This window comes from Cognatundibacterium griseum (genome assembly GCF_014284195.1).
In the GTDB taxonomy this organism is placed as follows: Bacteria; Pseudomonadota; Gammaproteobacteria; order Burkholderiales; family Burkholderiaceae_D; genus Undibacterium; species Undibacterium griseum.
The window spans coordinates 19,918-38,547 of the sequence record NZ_JACOGC010000010.1; the positions used below are offsets into that span (position 1 = coordinate 19,918).

16 protein-coding genes are annotated in these 18,630 nt (G+C 46.0%); 2 read left to right on the forward strand and 14 right to left on the reverse strand.

The genetic code is table 11. The annotated features are described in order from the left end of the window. Positions 1-269: 269 nt before the first annotated feature. Positions 270-4,313, forward strand: coding sequence for a Pls/PosA family non-ribosomal peptide synthetase (locus tag H8K27_RS16085; protein WP_186864199.1), 4,044 nt, complete (start codon positions 270-272; stop codon positions 4,311-4,313). A 34-nt stretch (positions 4,314-4,347) separates the two neighbouring features. Then, complete coding sequence (locus H8K27_RS16090) at positions 4,348-4,998, forward strand: hypothetical protein (protein ID WP_186864200.1); 651 nt, start codon at positions 4,348-4,350, stop codon at positions 4,996-4,998. Here the strand turns inward: H8K27_RS16090 and H8K27_RS16095 are convergent, their stop codons facing one another. The 14 genes from H8K27_RS16095 to motB form a co-directional block, all read right to left on the reverse strand. Beyond that, complete coding sequence (locus H8K27_RS16095) at positions 4,999-5,226, reverse strand: hypothetical protein (protein ID WP_186864201.1); 228 nt, start codon at positions 5,224-5,226, stop codon at positions 4,999-5,001. Between the two features lie 170 nt (positions 5,227-5,396). Next, positions 5,397-7,067, reverse strand: coding sequence for a glycosyltransferase family 39 protein (locus tag H8K27_RS16100; RefSeq protein WP_186864202.1), 1,671 nt, complete (start codon positions 7,065-7,067; stop codon positions 5,397-5,399). Between the two features lie 77 nt (positions 7,068-7,144). Further along, positions 7,145-8,359: an EAL and HDOD domain-containing protein gene (locus H8K27_RS16105; RefSeq protein WP_186864203.1), complete on the reverse strand. Its 1,215-nt coding sequence runs from the start codon at positions 8,357-8,359 to the stop codon at positions 7,145-7,147. A gap of 39 nt (positions 8,360-8,398) precedes the next feature. Continuing rightward, a complete protein-coding gene (gene cheZ, locus H8K27_RS16110) occupies positions 8,399-9,034 on the reverse strand; it encodes a protein phosphatase CheZ (RefSeq protein WP_186864204.1) in 636 nt (211 codons plus the stop codon). A gap of 33 nt (positions 9,035-9,067) precedes the next feature. Next, positions 9,068-9,463, reverse strand: coding sequence for a chemotaxis response regulator CheY (gene cheY, locus H8K27_RS16115; RefSeq protein WP_186864205.1), 396 nt, complete (start codon positions 9,461-9,463; stop codon positions 9,068-9,070). Positions 9,464-9,559: 96 nt separating this feature from the next. After that, positions 9,560-10,636 (reverse strand): protein-glutamate methylesterase/protein-glutamine glutaminase, encoded by a 1,077-nt coding sequence (locus H8K27_RS16120; RefSeq protein WP_186864206.1) that lies wholly within the window; start codon positions 10,634-10,636, stop codon positions 9,560-9,562. A gap of 46 nt (positions 10,637-10,682) precedes the next feature. After that, positions 10,683-11,291 (reverse strand): chemoreceptor glutamine deamidase CheD, encoded by a 609-nt coding sequence (cheD, locus tag H8K27_RS16125; protein ID WP_186864207.1) that lies wholly within the window; start codon positions 11,289-11,291, stop codon positions 10,683-10,685. Further along, positions 11,288-12,187 carry a CheR family methyltransferase gene (locus tag H8K27_RS16130; protein ID WP_186864208.1) on the reverse strand — a complete coding sequence of 300 codons (900 nt, stop codon included), beginning with the start codon at positions 12,185-12,187 and terminating at the stop codon, positions 11,288-11,290. The genes cheD and H8K27_RS16130 overlap by 4 nt, the downstream gene beginning before the upstream one ends. 48 nt (positions 12,188-12,235) lie before the next feature. Further along, positions 12,236-13,960, reverse strand: a complete 1,725-nt coding sequence (locus H8K27_RS16135; RefSeq protein WP_186864209.1) for a methyl-accepting chemotaxis protein — start codon at positions 13,958-13,960, stop codon at positions 12,236-12,238. A gap of 64 nt (positions 13,961-14,024) precedes the next feature. Beyond that, on the reverse strand, positions 14,025-14,540 hold the full coding sequence (locus H8K27_RS16140; RefSeq protein WP_186864210.1) for a chemotaxis protein CheW: 516 nt from the start codon (positions 14,538-14,540) through the stop codon (positions 14,025-14,027). Between the two features lie 31 nt (positions 14,541-14,571). Continuing rightward, positions 14,572-16,620: a chemotaxis protein CheA gene (cheA, locus tag H8K27_RS16145; protein ID WP_186864211.1), complete on the reverse strand. Its 2,049-nt coding sequence runs from the start codon at positions 16,618-16,620 to the stop codon at positions 14,572-14,574. Positions 16,621-16,676: 56 nt separating this feature from the next. Further along, positions 16,677-17,042, reverse strand: coding sequence for a response regulator (locus tag H8K27_RS16150; RefSeq protein ID WP_186864212.1), 366 nt, complete (start codon positions 17,040-17,042; stop codon positions 16,677-16,679). A gap of 52 nt (positions 17,043-17,094) precedes the next feature. Continuing rightward, entirely contained in the window at positions 17,095-17,643 is a 549-nt protein-coding gene (locus H8K27_RS16155) for a chemotaxis protein (RefSeq protein ID WP_186864213.1), read from the reverse strand. Positions 17,644-17,694: 51 nt separating this feature from the next. Further along, positions 17,695-18,627, reverse strand: a complete 933-nt coding sequence (motB, locus tag H8K27_RS16160) for a flagellar motor protein MotB (RefSeq protein ID WP_186864214.1) — start codon at positions 18,625-18,627, stop codon at positions 17,695-17,697. Positions 18,628-18,630: the final 3 nt, after the last annotated feature.

Here is an 18,630-nt window from a genome sequence, read left to right on the forward strand (position 1 = left end):
CAGATTTTAATGCAGATCCGACCGCGTTCAAATCAGTTCAGAAAATTATTTTCTCTTTTATTTGCATCAGCAGAATCAGCAGACATCAATGCATGCGGATATTTATACAAAACAATGACAAATCTCAGGGATATCTCCTTATTTTTACTTTGTCAAAATGGTAAACTGGCTGCACATCAAACTGACGATCGACTGGAGTTCTTCTGGTCGGACCATATTCGTTACTTGGTATAACAATTCATCACCGCAGCAACCATTTTCTGACTTTTATGCCACTGTCCAGCAGCACCCCGATCGATTTCGATCAACTTCCCATTTTACATGGCCCCAATCGTCCGGATCTGATTCGCCATGAGACTCTGGCAGACATTCTCGAACATACCGCTCTTCAGTTTCCAGAAAAAATTGCTCTGATTTTCCAGGAGCAAAAACTGACTTATGCAGAACTTGATGCGCAGGCCAGTCATGCCGCATCAGTGCTGATACACGCCGGAGTACGTCCCGGCCATATTATTGGCTTATGGCTGCCACGTGGACTTGAACTGCTGGTCATGCAGGCAGCTATTGCAAAAACCGGTGCGGCCTGGTTGCCATTTGATGCAGATACACCAGTCGACCGGATTCATGTTTGCTTGCAGGACGCAAAGGCATCGGGTCTGCTGAGCTGCGAGTCGATGCTGGCTGGATGGAAGGTAACGGACATTACTGTCTGGAGTGTTGAGGGGATTCAGTCTCAGGAAAATCAGCCTTCAGCATTACGCGCTAAAGGCGCACCGACAGATCCCGCTTATGTGATTTACACCTCGGGTTCCACAGGCAAACCCAAGGGTATTCTGGTGAATCAGGGAAGTATCTGTCATTTTCTGCGAAGCGAAAATGATGTACTGGGGATACGATCTTCAGACAAGGTATACCAAGGATTTTCTGTCGCTTTTGATATGTCTTTCGAGGAAATCTGGATCAGCTATCTGGTTGGCGCCACGTTATGGATCGCACCAAAAGAAATTACTGCCGATCCGGATGCATTGCCATTGGCGTTAGCAAACAATCAGATCACGGTATTGCATGCGGTGCCGACTTTACTTGCTTTGTTCTCACAAGAAATTGACAGCCTGCGTCTGATTAATCTGGGCGGGGAAATGTGCCCTGAGTCTCTCGTTACACGCTGGAGCCGTGCCGGACGACAAATATTTAATACCTACGGCCCGACAGAGGGAACAGTGTCGGCAAGCCTTGCCCCCCTGCTTCCGGGGCAAACCGTCACGATCGGCAGACCTTTACCTAATTACTCGCTGATGGTGATCGCCACGGATGTCGAAAATGGCTTACGTCTCTTGTCACAAGGGGAAACCGGGGAGTTATGTATTACGGGTCCCGGTGTCGCTGTCGGTTATCTGGGACGGCCTGACCTGACAAGTGAGAAATTTTTACCGAATCCCTGGTCAGATAAAAAGGAAGAACAGCGCCTGTACCGGACTGGTGATCTGGCCTGCATTGAGCAGGATGGAACAATTCAGTGCCTTGGCCGAGCCGATGATCAGATCAAAATACGTGGCTTTCGCGTTGAGCTGGGGGAAATTGAATCGGTTTTGGCACAACAACCGGGCGTAGGAACCGTGGCTGTCGTATTGCGTAAAGATCAGGATATCGACCAGATCGTTGCGTTTATCGTGCGTGATATGCAGGACGCCGTGAGCACAGCGGAGTTCATCACCGGTTTGAGATCACAACTGAGCAGCAGTCTACCTCCCTACATGCTGCCTGCCAGGTTTGAACTGATCAACGAAATGCCTCGTCTGACCTCAGGAAAAATAGACCGGAACGTACTGAAACGGCTTGATCTGAGTGCAACCACCATTGCCGGAGAATCAGATACCCCGGTATCAGAAGCTGAAACACATTTATTTCAGGCACTTCAAACGCTTTTCCCGGGACAGCCAATTCGGAGAGATTCAGACTTTTTTGCTGATCTTGGCGGACACTCGTTAATGGCAGCGAGGTTGGTTTCTGTTCTGAGGCAGGACGCGCGTTTTGCTTACTTTAAAATCGCAGACATTTATCAACAGCGGAACATTGGACAAATCGCTGTCACATTGGAAGCTGCCGCCCATGTGCATTCAGCCAATCCGGAAAACGTTTCGCAGACATGGCTGCCTGCACCACACTGGAAGCGCTGGTTATGCGGTGCCGCACAGGCAGCTGTCATTCCATGGCTGGTGGCAATGCGTATGGTGCAATGGCTGGCACCATTTTTTGCCTACCATTATTTTACCGGTGATCCCGGAGACTCTATCCCACGCGCCATCCTACTGTCTGTCGTAGCTTTTTTAATGTTGACACTGGTCGAATTCGGAATTGCTATTGCGGGTAAATGGCTGATCGCAGGACGCCTGAAACCGGGACGCTATCCGTTATGGGGAATGACTTATTTCCGCTGGTGGCTGGCAGACCGCATGGTGGAGGCCGCCCCAGCTTATATGCTGAGCGGATCTTCCCTGTATTCCTGGTGGCTGCGTGCATTAGGAGCGCAAATCGGCAAGGATGTGATGATCGGATCGATTTCACTCCGTGCACCGGACTTATTGAGGATTGGAGACGGCTGCAGTATCGGCAATGCTGTGAACTTCGAGAATGCGAGAGTGCAACATAATGAATTATGGTTAGGAATCATCGATCTTGGTATTGAAGCGTATGTCGGTTCATACTCGGTTCTCGAGGGTGGCGTTACGCTGGAAAATGCGGCACATCTCGAGGGACAATCGGCCCTTGCGGAAGGACAAATCATTCCCTCCGGGAGAGTCTGGAAGGGATCACCTGCCAAAGATTGCGGAGCATTTGATCCATCCTCCTACCCTGCCCGGCCACCGCTCAGCAGATGGCGTTCGGCGTGGGAATTGTCTTTTTTTACGATGGGTTCTCTATTTATCAGCGCCCTCTTTTTCATGCCTGTATTTCCCAGTTTTGTAACGATTGACTGGTTTGATAATGCAGATAACTTTCCGTGGATGCAAACAAATAACGTACCAATGCAACTGGGTAAATATTTTTTACTGGCTTTCCCTGCAACAGCCGTACTGATTGTTTGCACCGCATTGCTGTCAGCAGCAATCCGCTGGAGTATTCTGCCCAGACTAAAGCCGGGACTCTATGCCGTACATGGAAAAATCTATTATGGCAAATGGCTTGTGAATCAGATTCAGGAAGCCAGCCTGAATGTTCTTCACGGAGTCTATGCAACCGTCTACGCACCATTCTGGTATCGGATACTCGGAGCAAAAGTTGGCAAAGGTGCCGAAATTTCAACAGCACTGGGCGTAGTTCCTGACATGCTGACATTAGGTGACGAGACATTCATCGCGGATGCTGTTTTACTGGGGGACGAACAGATTGACCGGGGCTGGATGACCATGCATCCAACGATCATTTCGCGGCGCAGTTTTATTGGCAATGGTGCTTACATTCCCGATGGAACAATTCTGCCTGAAAACGTGTTGATCGGTGTACATACCTGTGCACCGGACAATGCGCAAATTCGCTCAGGTGATACCTGGCTGGGGTCCCCCCCCATGCACTTACCTGCAAGGGAGGAAGTCAAAGGCTTTCCAGAAAACCTGACATTTACACCATCCGTGATCCGCAGAATTGGGCGCACCCTTGTTGAAACTTTCCGTATTATTGCGCCACACGCAATGGTGATCGCGGTTGGTTATACCATCGTGCTGGATCTGATGCCGCTTGCAGGTGATGATCGCTGGGCTGAGGTGCTGTATTACCTGTCCGCAGCCGGATTGCTTTATGGAATTGGAAGTTTCACGTTTGTCCTGATACTCAAGTGGCTGCTGATTTTCCGTTACCAGAAGGCCAGCGCGCCGATGTGGACGCCTTTTGTCTGGTTTTCCGAAGGGATTACCAATCTTTACGAAGGAATTGCTGTTCCTAATTTTATGCGTTACCTGCGCGGGACACCGTGGTTACCAGTTGCATTTAATTTACTGGGATGTCGCATAGGACGTGGTGTGTATATGGACACAACCGACATTACCGAGTTTGATTGCGTCAGTATCGGCGATTACAGTGAGATTAATGCTTTAGCGTGTCCCCAGACTCACCTCTTTGAAGACAGGGTCATGAAAATTGACCAGGTCAACATTGGCTCGAGAGTGTATATGGGTGCACGTAGCTCTGTGCTCTATGGTGCAGTGGTCGGGGACAATGCCTCACTTGGAGCCCTGACATTGGTAATGAAGGGGGAATATATTCCTGCGGGCTCCAACTGGCGCGGCTGCCCCGCGGCAATGATGACAGAGGCCTGAAAACCAGATTTGATTTAAGTCCCCCTGAACCTTTATGCAATCAGGAAAACGTCCCTATTTGCCCGCGATGTTATGGCCTGCGATGAAAGAGCAGGCCGTTCGACATCTTTTGTCGCAAGAATGGGTGATCATTTATCTTGATTTACCATCAGCATTAACAAGAGATATCGCGAGGCAGGAACTGCGCCTTGCCGTTACTGAATTATTGTCACGTACATTTAATTTACCGCCATCGAAAATCCGTCTGATTTCGCAAGCAGGTAAACGTGTAACAGTTCAGATGCCAGAAAAAGAATTCGCCGTATCGTTTAGTCATGAATCAGGTTTATCGGCTGCTGCAATCCATCTTCATACAAACATCGCTATCGATATTGTCTGCTTTCCGAAAACCACCCTATTCAGTCAATGGGTAGAGACTTCCAGACTTTATCTTGGGCAAATCAAGACAGACATGATTCTGGAAAAGCCAAGCGATTTGCAGATGTCTTTATTTGCCAGACACTGGACAATACTGGAATCTAGCTGCAAATATGCTGGCATACCATTGCAAGAATACAGTGAAGATTTTTCTGATGCATTGCTGCTGAAAATAAGACAGGCAAACCAATATCTGATTCACTTACCTGCTCCCTACATTGGATCAATAATTACCGGAGAGCCTGCATTGCCGCACAGCGATAATTGATTACCAATTTGCCTTAGATAGAATAATCAACCATTTCTTGAATACCAAGATCTCCAGGTGACCCGCCTGAACACCTGTAGAGCAATCCAGAATAGGGTTAACGCGATACGCTCGTTGGCGAAAATCGCGACAGACAAACATTTCGCGGCGGCCAAGGCGCACTAAAAAAGACGTGGGGGAAAACTGAAGACTAAAGCGGGTATCAAAAGATTGTCCAAGGTATGCCATAGTAAAATCTCCTAGTCAGGTATCACGGTACTTCATTCAATGTGTCTTTGATGGGAGTACTTTAACACAAAATACTGTATATGCAATCAGTATTTTGTGTTGTGGTGAATTCCTGACAGTTCGGCTGTTTTATGTGGATACCGAAAAATTTCGATTAAGGCATATTCGCTTCAATTATTAAAAATGGAAACCTCTCCAGATTGTTTTGCCAACTGGAAAGCGGAAGCATAATTTTTTTTGTAAAAATCAGGCAAATCATCAGATAAAACCAGTAAAGATATTTTGGATGTCCGCATCAATTCAATGAACCCGACATCGTCTATAACAATCTGATTTTTATGTAATTTATTCCCCCAAAATAAATCACTGCTTCGGCTGTCAATAATTTGAACGGGCTTTTTCAAATAAAATGGGAGTGAAGATTGTTGCTCAAAAAAATGATATGCAACCACGCTTCTGCCAGGAAAGTCATTAATCAGAATCTGAGACAAGGCTTTTGTTGAAATCGAGTCTCCCCGGGAAATTGCAGTTTCTAACAATAGTGGCAAACATACTGCTGGGATCAATAGGTAGCTGATAAATTTCGTCCCAGAAGCACGCATTGACATCAGAGATGCGATTAACGCTGCCATCAAGACAGTCAATTCCCCATAGATCGCAAATTTTTTAAGCGGCATTCCAAGTATTATCCAGTCCGGAACAGAGACATCCCCCGCCAACCACCACAAAACAAGTGCAGAGATACAGACAATCAAAAACCCTGGTACTGCCAATACCCAGCGTTGCGTAAATTGCATTTCGTCCAATATGAAAGCCATTTGAACAACCGCAAATGGCATGATAATCACCAGATAATAATTTGCTTTGGCACTCGACACAGAAAAAAACAATAAGGGCATGAGCCACGCTGCAAAGAAAAACAGCTGCAAATGTCCCATCAAGATTGTCTTAAATCGCCGGACAAGCAGCAGAGGTAAGAAGAAAGACCATGGAAATAAAAACAGAAATGCGCGTGGCAGGTAGTACCACCAGGCACCGGCATAATAATCGTGCGGCTCCCGCTTACCCAGGAAACGTAAAATATGTTCGTTGATGAAATAAAACCAGGCAAAAATAGGCTCTGCAATCATGGCGGCAATATGCCATGGGACAGCAATCAGTAAAAAGATCAGTGCCGCTTTCCAATAAAACCAGGTTCGGATTCTCGTAAAAAAATCTTTTAACGAAACGGATCGGAATACGGTATGGACAAACATGACGATCGCAAACAGTATCAACGCAACGAAGCCTTTTGCCAGTAAGGCGAATGCCAGCATAGCCATGGACAGATAGTGTGCCTGCCTGTCGCTGAACTCAACGAAAAGATATCCACTCATCAGGGCTGCCGTCAGAAAAAAAGTCAGCAGCATGTCGAACATCAAAGTCCTCGACATGAGCGTCACGCCAATAGAGCTGATAAACATGAGTGCAGCCAGGCGACCAGCTTCACGTCGTTGCAAACGGGTAGAAAACCACAAAATCAGACCGACACAGCCAAGCGCAGAGAATACTGGCACCAGTCTGACAACCCAATCCTGTTCTCCGAAAATGGCGAAGAAAAATGCTGTCAGCCAATACAACAAAGGTGGTTTCTCCATGTAGGCAAGACCATTCAGATGGGGAATAACCCAGTCTTTCCAGCTGCTTGCCAACAACATCTCTCTCGGGATTTCTGAATAAAGGCCTTCATTGTTATTCAGAACAGGATATGCACCCAATCGATATCCGACAAAATAGATGGCGGCGATCCAAACCAGCCATAAAGGAATCACCGGAAGTTGTGCGATATGTCGTTGTTGCATTTAAGTATTTTTCTGATAAAAACAGATAAAAAAAGCGGCAAGCAATTACTGCTTGCCGCTTTTATCCGGAGCATTATTTACGCTGCATCAGCAACATTTTTTGCCCAAACCAATGCTGCCAGATGTGCTGCATTGAGATCTTCCGCGGAGATTTTCAGGGACTCGGCAAGAGAGCCGACCAACATACTGTTCAATTCGCACGCTTCGGATAAAGCAAGGTAGGGACCATAAATACCGCCTCTTGTCAGCAAAGCTTCCGTAACCACGTCCGGAAGCTGTATCGTCCCCAGAACTTCGTCCATTGGCAATCCCAACAAACGATCCAGCAGTGAAAACATACCAGCGACAAAGAGGTTTTCTGCTTCTGCCTTAGGCATTTGCATCTGCCCCAACAGCTCTGCAAAACGCCCCCTGACAATCGCCGTCTCAAGCAATACTGGCGAATAACCACTTGTGTTGGCCGATGCCAGCAATACAGTCAGCCAGCGATAAAGCGGGCTGTATCCTAACATCTGAACCGCATGTTTTAACGACTGAACTTCAGTACGCAAACCAAATCCGGCAGAATTGATATACCGCAGTAATTTATAAGCGAGCGTAGCATCCCGTTTCACAACCAGTTCGAGTTGCTGGATATCCGCATTTTTCCTGACCATCTCCATTAATTGCAAGATGGTTGTTTGAGATGGGTTCAGGCTTTTCTGCGCAGAACCTGGCCGGGGTGTCAAATGCAGTTTTCCAACAAAACTTTCCAGCCCCAAAGCAGAACAGGCATCAAAATCCTGCCATGTTGCAACATCCCGCGCCACCATTCGGATAGACGACTGTTTCAGTGCACCATAGATTTTCGCCTGGGAGGCAAAATTAGAGGCATTCAGTTTGACTTCTATATGAGAGACGAAGGTGAAAAAAGAACGCTCTAACGTGCTTACCTCTGCACCTCTCAGGCAAATACCAAAACCATCCGCCCGCAATTGCTTGACTGCATTCAAAACGGATTCATCGGAAAAATATTTCTTATGCAGGATAAGAACAGTATTTTTTGCTGGAAATAACTTGAGGCTCTCAGAATGCAGTAATTCCGGCAATGCTTCCAAAAAGACGAGACTGTTTCCCAGTAAAAAACCATCCTCATCATTAAGATGGCCGGCAACAAATTCCAATAAATAATCTAGATTTTCCGCATCCAGCTTAGATTCGGAATTCGTTTGCTGCCAGGAGAATTCAAAGCCAATTACTTTTTGCTTAGGGTCAAGCAAAGGTTCTCTTAAGATAAAATTATTTTCAATCATACGACTTTTTTGTTTATTTGATTGCCGAGATCGAAATACTCAGAAGCCGAGGCTATCCAACAAATCGTCCACTTGACTTTGATTGGCAACGACATCAGTCTTGCCTTCGGGATTAATCTGAGGCCCGTTGAGTAAGCCATCAACCACGTCCTTTTTGAGATCATTTGGCGAATAATCGATCAATAACTGAACCAGCTGCTGTTCCAGATTCTGAGCTAGCGACGTTACTTTTTTAATCACCTGACCAGTCAGATCCTGAAAATCCTGAGCCATCATAATGTCCATTAAATGTGACTTAGTTTCCATACTATGGCTGCTTACCATTGTCAGGTAACTTGAGATGTCATTCATCGCCTGTTTATATTGCTCAATGGTGACTGCCCCCTGGCTAATCAGGGCAACAGACTCACGAATCCTCTTAGCTTCTGAATCCAGCTTTTCCTGTAATGGAATAGCAATATCCGTTGCATTTAATACTCGCTGAGCCGCCTGTTCGGACATTTTAGCGACATAATCCAGGCGGTCTCTGGCATCAGGAATATCTTCCGCTGCCCGCTCTAACAATTTATCGAGCCCCAGCCCTCGTAAACTGTCATGCAGCAGGCGTGTCATATGGCCGACCCTCGAAATGAGTTCGTCCTGTTGCATATGTTGATGAATAGATTGATCTGTCATGAGTTCAGTCGGTTATTTAATCGGCACACAGTGTTATGCGCTTTTACCCAACTTTTCAAAAATTTTCGATAATTTCTCATCCAGCGTTGCTGCAGTAAAAGGCTTTACCACGTATCCGTTTGCGCCCGCCTGAGCTGCTGCAATAATGTTTTCTTTTTTGGCTTCCGCGGTCACCATTAACACAGGCATTTTTGACAATGCCGGATCAGCCCTGATGTGCTGCAACATGGTCAGACCGTCCATGTTTGGCATATTCCAGTCAGAAATCACAAAATCAAAATCGCCATTTTTTAATTTCGCCAGTCCCATGGCACCGTCTTCTGCCTCATCAACATTGGAGTAACCCAATTCTTTCAACAGGTTTCTGACGATACGACGCATCGTGGAAAAGTCATCAACAACTAAAAATTTAAGATTCTGATCGGCCATAAATCACTCCATTATTTCTTCAAATACAGTTGTTAATATTATCGGTCAAATTAAGAACAAAGGGGACTAAAATTGCAACAAAGCATGATTTGATGGTTAAACCCTCAATGCCCTGCTGCCATGTGTTGCCAAATAATGCAACACTTTTGCCGGCAGTTCATTGAGTGCTGCAACTTCATGGGCCGCACCAATAGCAATAGCCTCTCTGGGCATTCCAAATACTACACAACTTGCTTCATCTTGCGCAAAATTATAAGCACCGGCATTCTTCATTTCCAGCATTCCCACAGCACCATCCTTCCCCATTCCAGTCAATATAACGCCAACTGCATTTTTACCCGCATTATTTGCAGCCGAACGGAATAACACATCAACTGAAGGCCGGTGGCGATTAACAGGCTCACCTGCGTCAAGCTGGGTCACATAGTTAGCGCCGCTACGGGCCAACAATAAATGCGAATGTCCCGGAGCGATATACGCATGACCAGGCAATACCCGCTCACCACCCACTGCCTCCGAAACTGAAATTTTGCACAATCCGTCCAGACGCTTTGCAAATGACCGGGTAAATCCTTCCGGCATGTGCTGAGTGATGAGAATGCCCGGACAATCCGATGGCATCTGAACCAAGAAATTTTTAATTGCTTCCGTTCCGCCTGTAGATGCGCCGATAATGATCAGTTTTTCACTACTGGTTAATGGATTCCGCACAAGAGGCAATACTTCCGCCGGCAACTTACTCTGCTCTGCAGAGGCAATATGGCGCGGCCGAATTTTTGCTTTCGAAGCGATTCTGATTTTATCTGCAATCAAATCAGCATACTCAAGCATTCCACTCTGGATAGACAACTTGGGTTTGGCCACAAAATCAACCGCTCCCAGCTCCAATGCTCGCATGGTGATTTCAGAACCACGTTCCGTTAATGAGGAGACCATAATGACCGGCATAGGGCGCAACCGCATTAAGCGTTCAAGGAAGTCCAGACCATCCATTTTCGGCATTTCAACATCCAGCGTTAACACATCCGGATTGAGCTGCTTAATCATTTCCCTGGCGACAAGCGGATCAGGCGCGACGCCAACCACCTCCATATCAGGCTGGCTACCGATAATTTCACTCATTACACTGCGTATCAACGCAGAATCATCTACCACTAAAACTTTAATTTTCATTCAAAAACCTCATATCCATCAATCTTCGATCCGTGTCTTTCACGTATCAGAACAGATCGACCTCGCCACCCACTGATGTTGTTTTTAAACGACTTGCATAATCCTGCTCACGTTTTCTCAAGGTATCGTTATGTTCGACTTTGAGCTTTTTAACCAACACTTTTCCCGTCTTAGGAAAGAAATAAACTTTTCTTGGGTAAATATCATTCAGGTCTTCAGCAATGACCCGCATGCGTTCTGCCTTTAAATAATCAAGAACAAATTTGGCGTTTCTTTCGCCTACATTGATCGCAGTAAATCCTCTGAGCACATTTCCACCGCCAAAAACCTTTGCCTCCAGATTTTCTCGTTTCGCACCGGCTTTCAGTAATTCATTAATCAGCACTTCCATGGCGTACGTACCGTATCGCATGGATGCGGATACCGGATTATCCGTATCTCCTCCTGTATCAGGCAGCATGAAATGATTCATTCCCCCGACACCGGAAACTCTGTCACGAATGCATGCGGACACACAAGAACCAAGCACTGTGACAATCAGCATGTCTTTATTCGTGAAATAAAACTCGCCGGGTAAAATTTTCGCGGCATCGCAATCAAACGTCCGGTCAAAATAGACGTTGGTTGCAAAATGCTCTTCACTTAATTGACTCATAAGCTACCTTTGTGCAGATGATTCGTCATGCCTTTATGCCTGGCAGCATGATTTTGCGACAATTCATAAACCGTCTTTCCCTTTAGCTTAAAATCGTCCGACACATATAAGAAATTTTCCGAATGCCCGGCAAACAATAAAGCATCATGTTTCATCAGAGGGACAAATTTTTTCAGTATCTTGCCTTGAGTCGGCTTATCAAAATAAATCATCACATTGCGGCAAAATATGGCATCGAACTCACCGGACAGTGACCAATGATCAGCCAATAAATTCAGCTGTTTAAATGTGATCAGATCGCGCAATTCCTGCCGGACCCGGACCAATCCCTCTTGATTTCCCTTACCTTTAAGAAAAAATTTTCTGACCCGTTCCGGAGATAGTTTTTCAATTCGCTCAATGTTATAAACCCCTTTTGATGCAGTATTCAGGACATTCGTATCAATATCGGTAGCAATAATATGTACAGGTGGCCTTAGCGTTCCGAATACTTCACAAAGCGTCATCGCAATTGAGTACGGCTCTTCACCTGTCGAACTGGCTGAACACCATACCTGAACCGGCGGCTGGCATTTTTTGGCATGCTCAGCAAGAATCGGAAAATGATGTTCCTCCCTGAAAAACGAAGTCAGATTGGTAGTCAAAGCATTCGTAAACGCCTCCCACTCATCGCTATCCTGCTCTTTTTCCAGATTATTCAAATAATCTGAAAATGAATTAATTCCCGTTGCACGTAAACGCCGGGCCAACCGGCTGTAAACCATTTCTTGCTTACTGTCAGCCAGAGATATACCAGCACGCTGGTATATCATGCCTCTGACCCGATCGAAATCCCGTGAGTTAAATTCAAATTCTTTCGACGTTTCCGATTTATCGTTTGAACCAGGTTGCCTCATCAAGATGTCCAGGTTAGGTTAGCCGTACTTTACAAGAGCGTCAGGATTTTAAAATTCTTCCCAGGAATCATCAGTCTCAACGGATGCAACAGTTTTTTTGTTTGCAATTTTCGGAGTTTGTTTTTTATCTGAAGCAGCCGCCTTTGAAACAATTGAGGCCGCCTTTTCAATTCTGAGAGAGCTTTTTGGTTTCTCAAATCTTTGCTGACCGAGACCGGATGAAAACTGCTGATTCAACTTGAAAACGCTGACTGCCTCCGCAAGAACAACGGACTGTTCTTCCATACTTTCTGCGGCGGCGGCGGCTTGTTCAACTAAAGCCGCATTTTGCTGGGTCATCTCATCCATCTGATTAATAGCCAGATTCACCTGCTCAATACCTGTGCTTTGCTCCTGGCTTGCCGCTGTGATCTCGCTCATAATGTCTGCGACATGCTGGACGCTGGTAACAATTTCATCCATTGTTTTGCCTGCTTCATCAACCAGCTTGCTACCCTGATCCACTTTATCGACCGAATCACCAATCAATGATTTGATTTCCTTCGCCGCGCTGGCACTACGTTGCGCCAGATTCCGCACTTCGGCTGCAACCACGGCGAAGCCACGTCCCTGCTCTCCGGCACGTGCAGCTTCAACAGCTGCATTCAAAGCCAGAATATTGGTTTGAAATGCAATACCATCGATCACGCCGATGATATCCACAATTTTACGAGAGCTTTCCTTAATCGAGCCCATTGTCTCGACAACCTGCCCCACCACAGCGCCGCCCTTCACCGCCACATTGGTTGCCGAGACAACCAGTTGATTAGCCTGACGTGCATTATCGGCATTTTGCCGGACAGTGCCGGTTAACTCTTCGATAGAACTGGCTGTCTCTTCCAGAGAGCTTGCCTGTGATTCCGTCCTTCTTGATAAGTCAGCATTGCCGGAAGCGATTTCCTGTGCCGCCACTGTAATCGTTTCCGTCCCTTCCCGGACTCGTCCCACAGTGGCAGCCAGATTGCTATTCATATTCTTCAAGGCTGACAAAAGTGAAGTAACCTCATCGTTACCACTGACTACGATATCACTGCGCAAATCACCGCTAGCAACTGATTCCGCTAGTCCCAAAGCCTCAGACAGTGGCTTGGTAATACTATTGGTGAGCAGCCATGCAAACAGTGCGGCAATGGCAACTGCCAGAGTCAATATGCCGTACAAAATATAAGAAAGCCGCTTTCCTGCCGCTGCCGCCGCATCAAAAATATTCTTAGAGGTCAGCGTCTGCAAATCAACCAGTTTATTAATTTCAGAAATCTGTTTTTTGTTGATTGGCTCAAGGACGGTAGAGATGATTTTAACGGCACCTTCTCCGTTAAATGCCAGCGCCTGCCCTACAGCATCTTTAAACGGCTGCTCCATGTCCTTATCCAGTTTCGCAATTTCTGCGAGAACCTTTTTCTCGTCCTCGGTCAATCCTAAAGCGATCAGCTTATTTTTAGAATCCTCATAAAGCTGCCGTTGCGATTTAACTTTACCTTCCTCTTTTTGCATCTCACTCACATCGGATTGAATGCCGATGTTGCGCATTGCAATCCCCCCTTCATAAAGGGAGCTTTTCATTGTGTTCGCTAAAATCTGCTTTTGATTTGCCAACCCGGAGTTATCAGCCAACTCTTTGCGGGCGCCGGCACTCAAGCTATTTACCAATAACAAAACAATGACCAGACCAAGCAGGATTAAGGCAAATCCAATAGCCAAGCGGGTTCCGATTTTAAAGTTACGCAAATTCATAAACAGATCTCCTCACTACAGTGAACCATTATCTTTTTAATTATGATTATTTCAGGTAATTCATTTAAGCCAACTCATCCACCAATCCCATTTCTGGACTGGACATCAGCTTGTCAATATCCACCAAAATCAACATCCTGTCTTCTAAAGTTCCCAAACCAATCAGGAAATCTGTACTGAACGTTGTCCCCATCTCCGGAGCCGGACGCACCTGATCTGGAGTCAATGTCGTGACATCTGAAACGCTATCAACCACCATACCAACGATTCGCCCTTCAATATTGAGGATAATCACGACGGTGAACTGATCGTAAGTAGGCGTTCCCAGATTAAACTTAATACGCATATCGACGACAGGTACAATAATGCCTCGGAGATTGATGACTCCCTTGAGAAAGTCAGGGGCATTGGCGATTCTGGTCACCGCTTCATAACCGCGAATTTCCTGCACTTTCAGGATATCAATTCCATACTCTTCATTACCAAGCGTAAAGGCAAGGAATTCATGCCCGGCAATGTCTGCATTACCATTTTCCGAGTTGGAACTCTGGTCATTCAATGATTGAGATAGTTGTGCCATATATGATCCTTAATATCTATTTTTAACCGAACTATTTATTCGAACGAAGTAATGCGGACACATCTAAAATCAAGGCGACGCCGCCATCACCTAAAATAGTTGCGCCTGAAATTCCTGGGATTTTTTTATAATTAGATTCAATATTTTTAACGACAACCTGCTGCTGTCCGACCAGGTCATCTACAAATAGAGCTGCTTTTTTACCATCCACCTCAACAATCACAACAATACCGTCCGAAGGATGGACAAACTTGGGCTCCAGATCAAAGCGCTGATAAAGTGGGATCAGCGGCAGATATTCATCCCTGACCTTAATGACAGTGCCCTTACCATTCACTTCTTTCACATCGGATCGTGCAGGCTGCAACGACTCCATGACAAAACCAAGCGGCAAGATGTAGATTTCCTCACCAAGCTTGATGGACATGCCATCAAGAATAGCCAATGTTAACGGTAATGAAATCGTGATAGTCGTTCCAAATCCCATGGCAGAACGGATATCAACGACCCCGCCCATGGCTGTGATGTTCCGCTTAACGACATCCATACCAACGCCACGGCCAGAAACATCCGTAACAATCTCTGCGGTAGAAAAACCAGGTGCGAAAATCAACTGCCAGACCTCGGCATCCTGCATCGAATCTGGAGCAGTCAATCCATTTTGACGCGCCTTGGCAAGAATTTTTTCCCTGTTTAAACCACCGCCATCATCACTGACTTCGATGACAATATTACCGCCTTGATGAACTGCGGAGAGCGATAATTTACCGACTTCGCTTTTGCCAGCCTGCGCACGGGTAGCAGGCAATTCAATGCCGTGATCAATACTATTCCGGACCAGATGCGTCAATGGATCAACGATCCGCTCAATTAACCCCTTATCTAATTCTGTGGAGGCACCATAAGTAATTAACTCGACACGCTTCCCCAATTTGCCTGCAAGATCCCGGACCATACGAGGAAAGCGGGAAAATACATAATCCATCGGCATCATCCTGATGGACATAACCGCTTCTTGCAAATCGCGCGTATTGCGCGTGAGATGGGCGACACTGCCTAAAAGACGTTCATTCAGAATGGGATCCAAATCACGAGTCCGCTGCTCAAGCATTGCCTGTGTAATGACCAGTTCACCAATCAGGTTAATCAATTGGTCAACTTTTTCAATACCAACCCGGATAGTGGACGACTCCTGCGACGCGACATGTTTTTCTGTTTCTTTTTTCGTGGCTGGATTTTTTTTATCGGCAGTACTTTCCTGTGTCAATACCGGCATCGGCGCGGGTGTTTCTGTTTTAGCGCTCGTCTCTGTAGCGGCATCCAAAGGGGGAAACATCGCATCAAGAGGCTCAAAAAAACCGTAACCAAGGTCTTCCTCAGTTTGACTCTGTGTTTTTTTTGCCGATGAATGAGGAACCGATGACTCAAGCGTGATGTTCAGATTATCTGGGTCCAGAATGAAGGAGCAAATTGAAATAATGTCGTCTTTAGACTCATTCGTCTGGAGATGAAAAATTGCTTTTCCCGGATCGCAATTTTCTCTGGAAATTAAGCCAAGCAATCCCAGTTCCGACATCAAAGCACTGGCATCTACATCGTTGATCGCAGCTATTTCAATTTTGAATGTCTGCTGAAAATGGGTATCACTATGATCAACCACAACCGGATCTGCTGGTTTAGCCGGATGATCAGATTCATGCGATAGCGATTGCAAAAGCATCCGTACATCACCTACCGCATCCTGATCGACAGCGCTCCCCAGACGGTGTCCGTCAAGTTGCATTTTCAGGATATCTTTAGCGCTCAAGAATGCGTCGACATGCTCAGATGTCAGCGACATCTCGCCTTTTCTGATTTTGTCTAACAATGACTCGAGTACGTGAGTCACTTCAGTCATATCATTCAGGCCAAACGTAGATGCACCACCTTTAATGGAATGCGCAGAGCGAAAAATCGCATTCAGATCTTCCGCGTCAGGTGCAGAAACATCGACTGCAAGCAACAATTTTTCCATCTCGGCAAGAAGTTCATCTGCCTCATCAAAAAAAACCTGGAAAAACTGACTCATGTCAATCGTCATTATTCAACTCCGGCATTTACATAATTAGCGCAAGCAATAACTGGCAATTTCCCAACTCAGCCAATGACTTTTTTTACGACTTCAGTTAACTTTTGTGGATCAAAAGGTTTCACCAACCAGCCATTCGCACCCGCAGCCCGCCCCTTGGCCTTCATATCGTCGCTGGATTCGGTCGTCAGCATCAAAATAGGCACGCGCTGGTATGTCGCAAGGCCTCTCAGTGATTTGATCAAAGTCAGCCCATCCATCCGTGGCATATTTTGGTCAGTCAACACCAGATCAACGACCTGTATCCTGGCTTTTTCCAGGCCATCCTGCCCATCAACCGCCTCAATAACCTGATATCCGGCAGCCTTCAGACTGAACGCCACCATCTGCCTCAAGGAACCAGAATCATCCACCGCTAAAATTGTTTTAGCCATAATTACTCCGTTTTTCGAATAAAACGCAATATATCCATAACACTGTTACAGACTAAAATAGTTCAATATCACCGCTGTCCAAATGCTTTTGATGAACGGCCTTCCTGAGCAGGTTTTGCAAATCAACGCTTTGTCTTTCAAGACGCAGAGTTGTTTCCTTCAGAAGGGATTCAATATCACCGCTGGGCGCATCATGTGAAATATCATTTCCGACGACACCGAGCGTACTCAAAACCTCTCTCAGACCATTACATCTTTGCAGTGTTCTTGAAATTAACTGACTGGTTAAGTCCTGGAATTGCAGACAAGTCACGGCTGCATTGACATGCTGAGAAATCTCGCTCTGGATTGTTCTGATTCGCTCAATACTCTCAGGAGGGATTGAACCCGTATCAATAATCAGATTAATTTCATCCTGCTCTTTCAAAACGGCAGAATGTAACGAGAGAAAACTCATACCCAGTTTCTCAATCGCCTCCCCCAACAAAAGAGCAGTTTGAGCCAAGTCAGTCTCTACTTCAGACAAATGCGCATTCCCGTGGTCAGAGACCCCTGATAACAACTGCTTTACGTGAGACCCTAGCATTTTTTTGGGGGACATCTCAGCATCCTATTCGTTCAGTTTTATCACTGATGCGCCATTCATCATGCATTACTTACCAGGCTGCTTAACAGAAACTTCAGTTTCAGCATTTGGCTGACTTGCCACCTCGACGGAACCACCATCCTGAGAAGCAGACTCTTCTGCTTTCTTATTCATGACAATAATACTGATACGTCGATTAATAGGATTGAGCGGATCTTGTTTATCGAACAGAACGGACGAAGACAAGCCGACTACACGCAGCACTTTAGCCTCATCCATACCACCGTAAATGAGCTCTCTTCTTGAAGCATTCGCGCGGTCAGCAGATAACTCCCAATTACTGTATCCCTTTTCCCCCATACCATAGGGTGCCGAATCCGTATGTCCAGATAAACTGATTTTATTGGGAACTTCGTTTAATGCTTTGCCAATTTCATGGAGAATTTCTTTGGTATACGGTTGCAGATCTGCTTTCGCAGAAGCGAACATAGGGCGATTTTGCTCATCAACCATCTGAATTCTCAGCCCCTCTGTTGTAATATCAAGCAACAACTGTTTTTTATAGAGTTTTAACGTTGGATTCGACTCAATCGCAGCCTCAATTTTACTTTTCAAACCCTTCAATCTTTCAGCGTCAGCCTTAGCCAGTGCGGCTTCCGCTGCCTGCAGATTATAGGATTTTCGCTGCGCCTCAATGTCACCTTTGCGATTCTGCCCCTCACGCAAACTCAAATCTTTCCCGCCACCTTTGATAACACTGGAACTATCTCCGCTGCCATCCCCTCCGGCCATAGCCACTTTGAGCGGAGTTTGAAAATATTCAGCAATTCCCTGCAGATTCCCTTTTGCAGTGGAACCTAAGAGCCACATCAACAGAAAAAACGCCATCATTGCGGTAACGAAATCAGCGTAAGCAATTTTCCAGGCGCCGCCATGATGGCCGCCGGCTACTTTTTTGATCCGCTTGACGATGATCGGCCGTAATTCTTCATTTGCCATTTA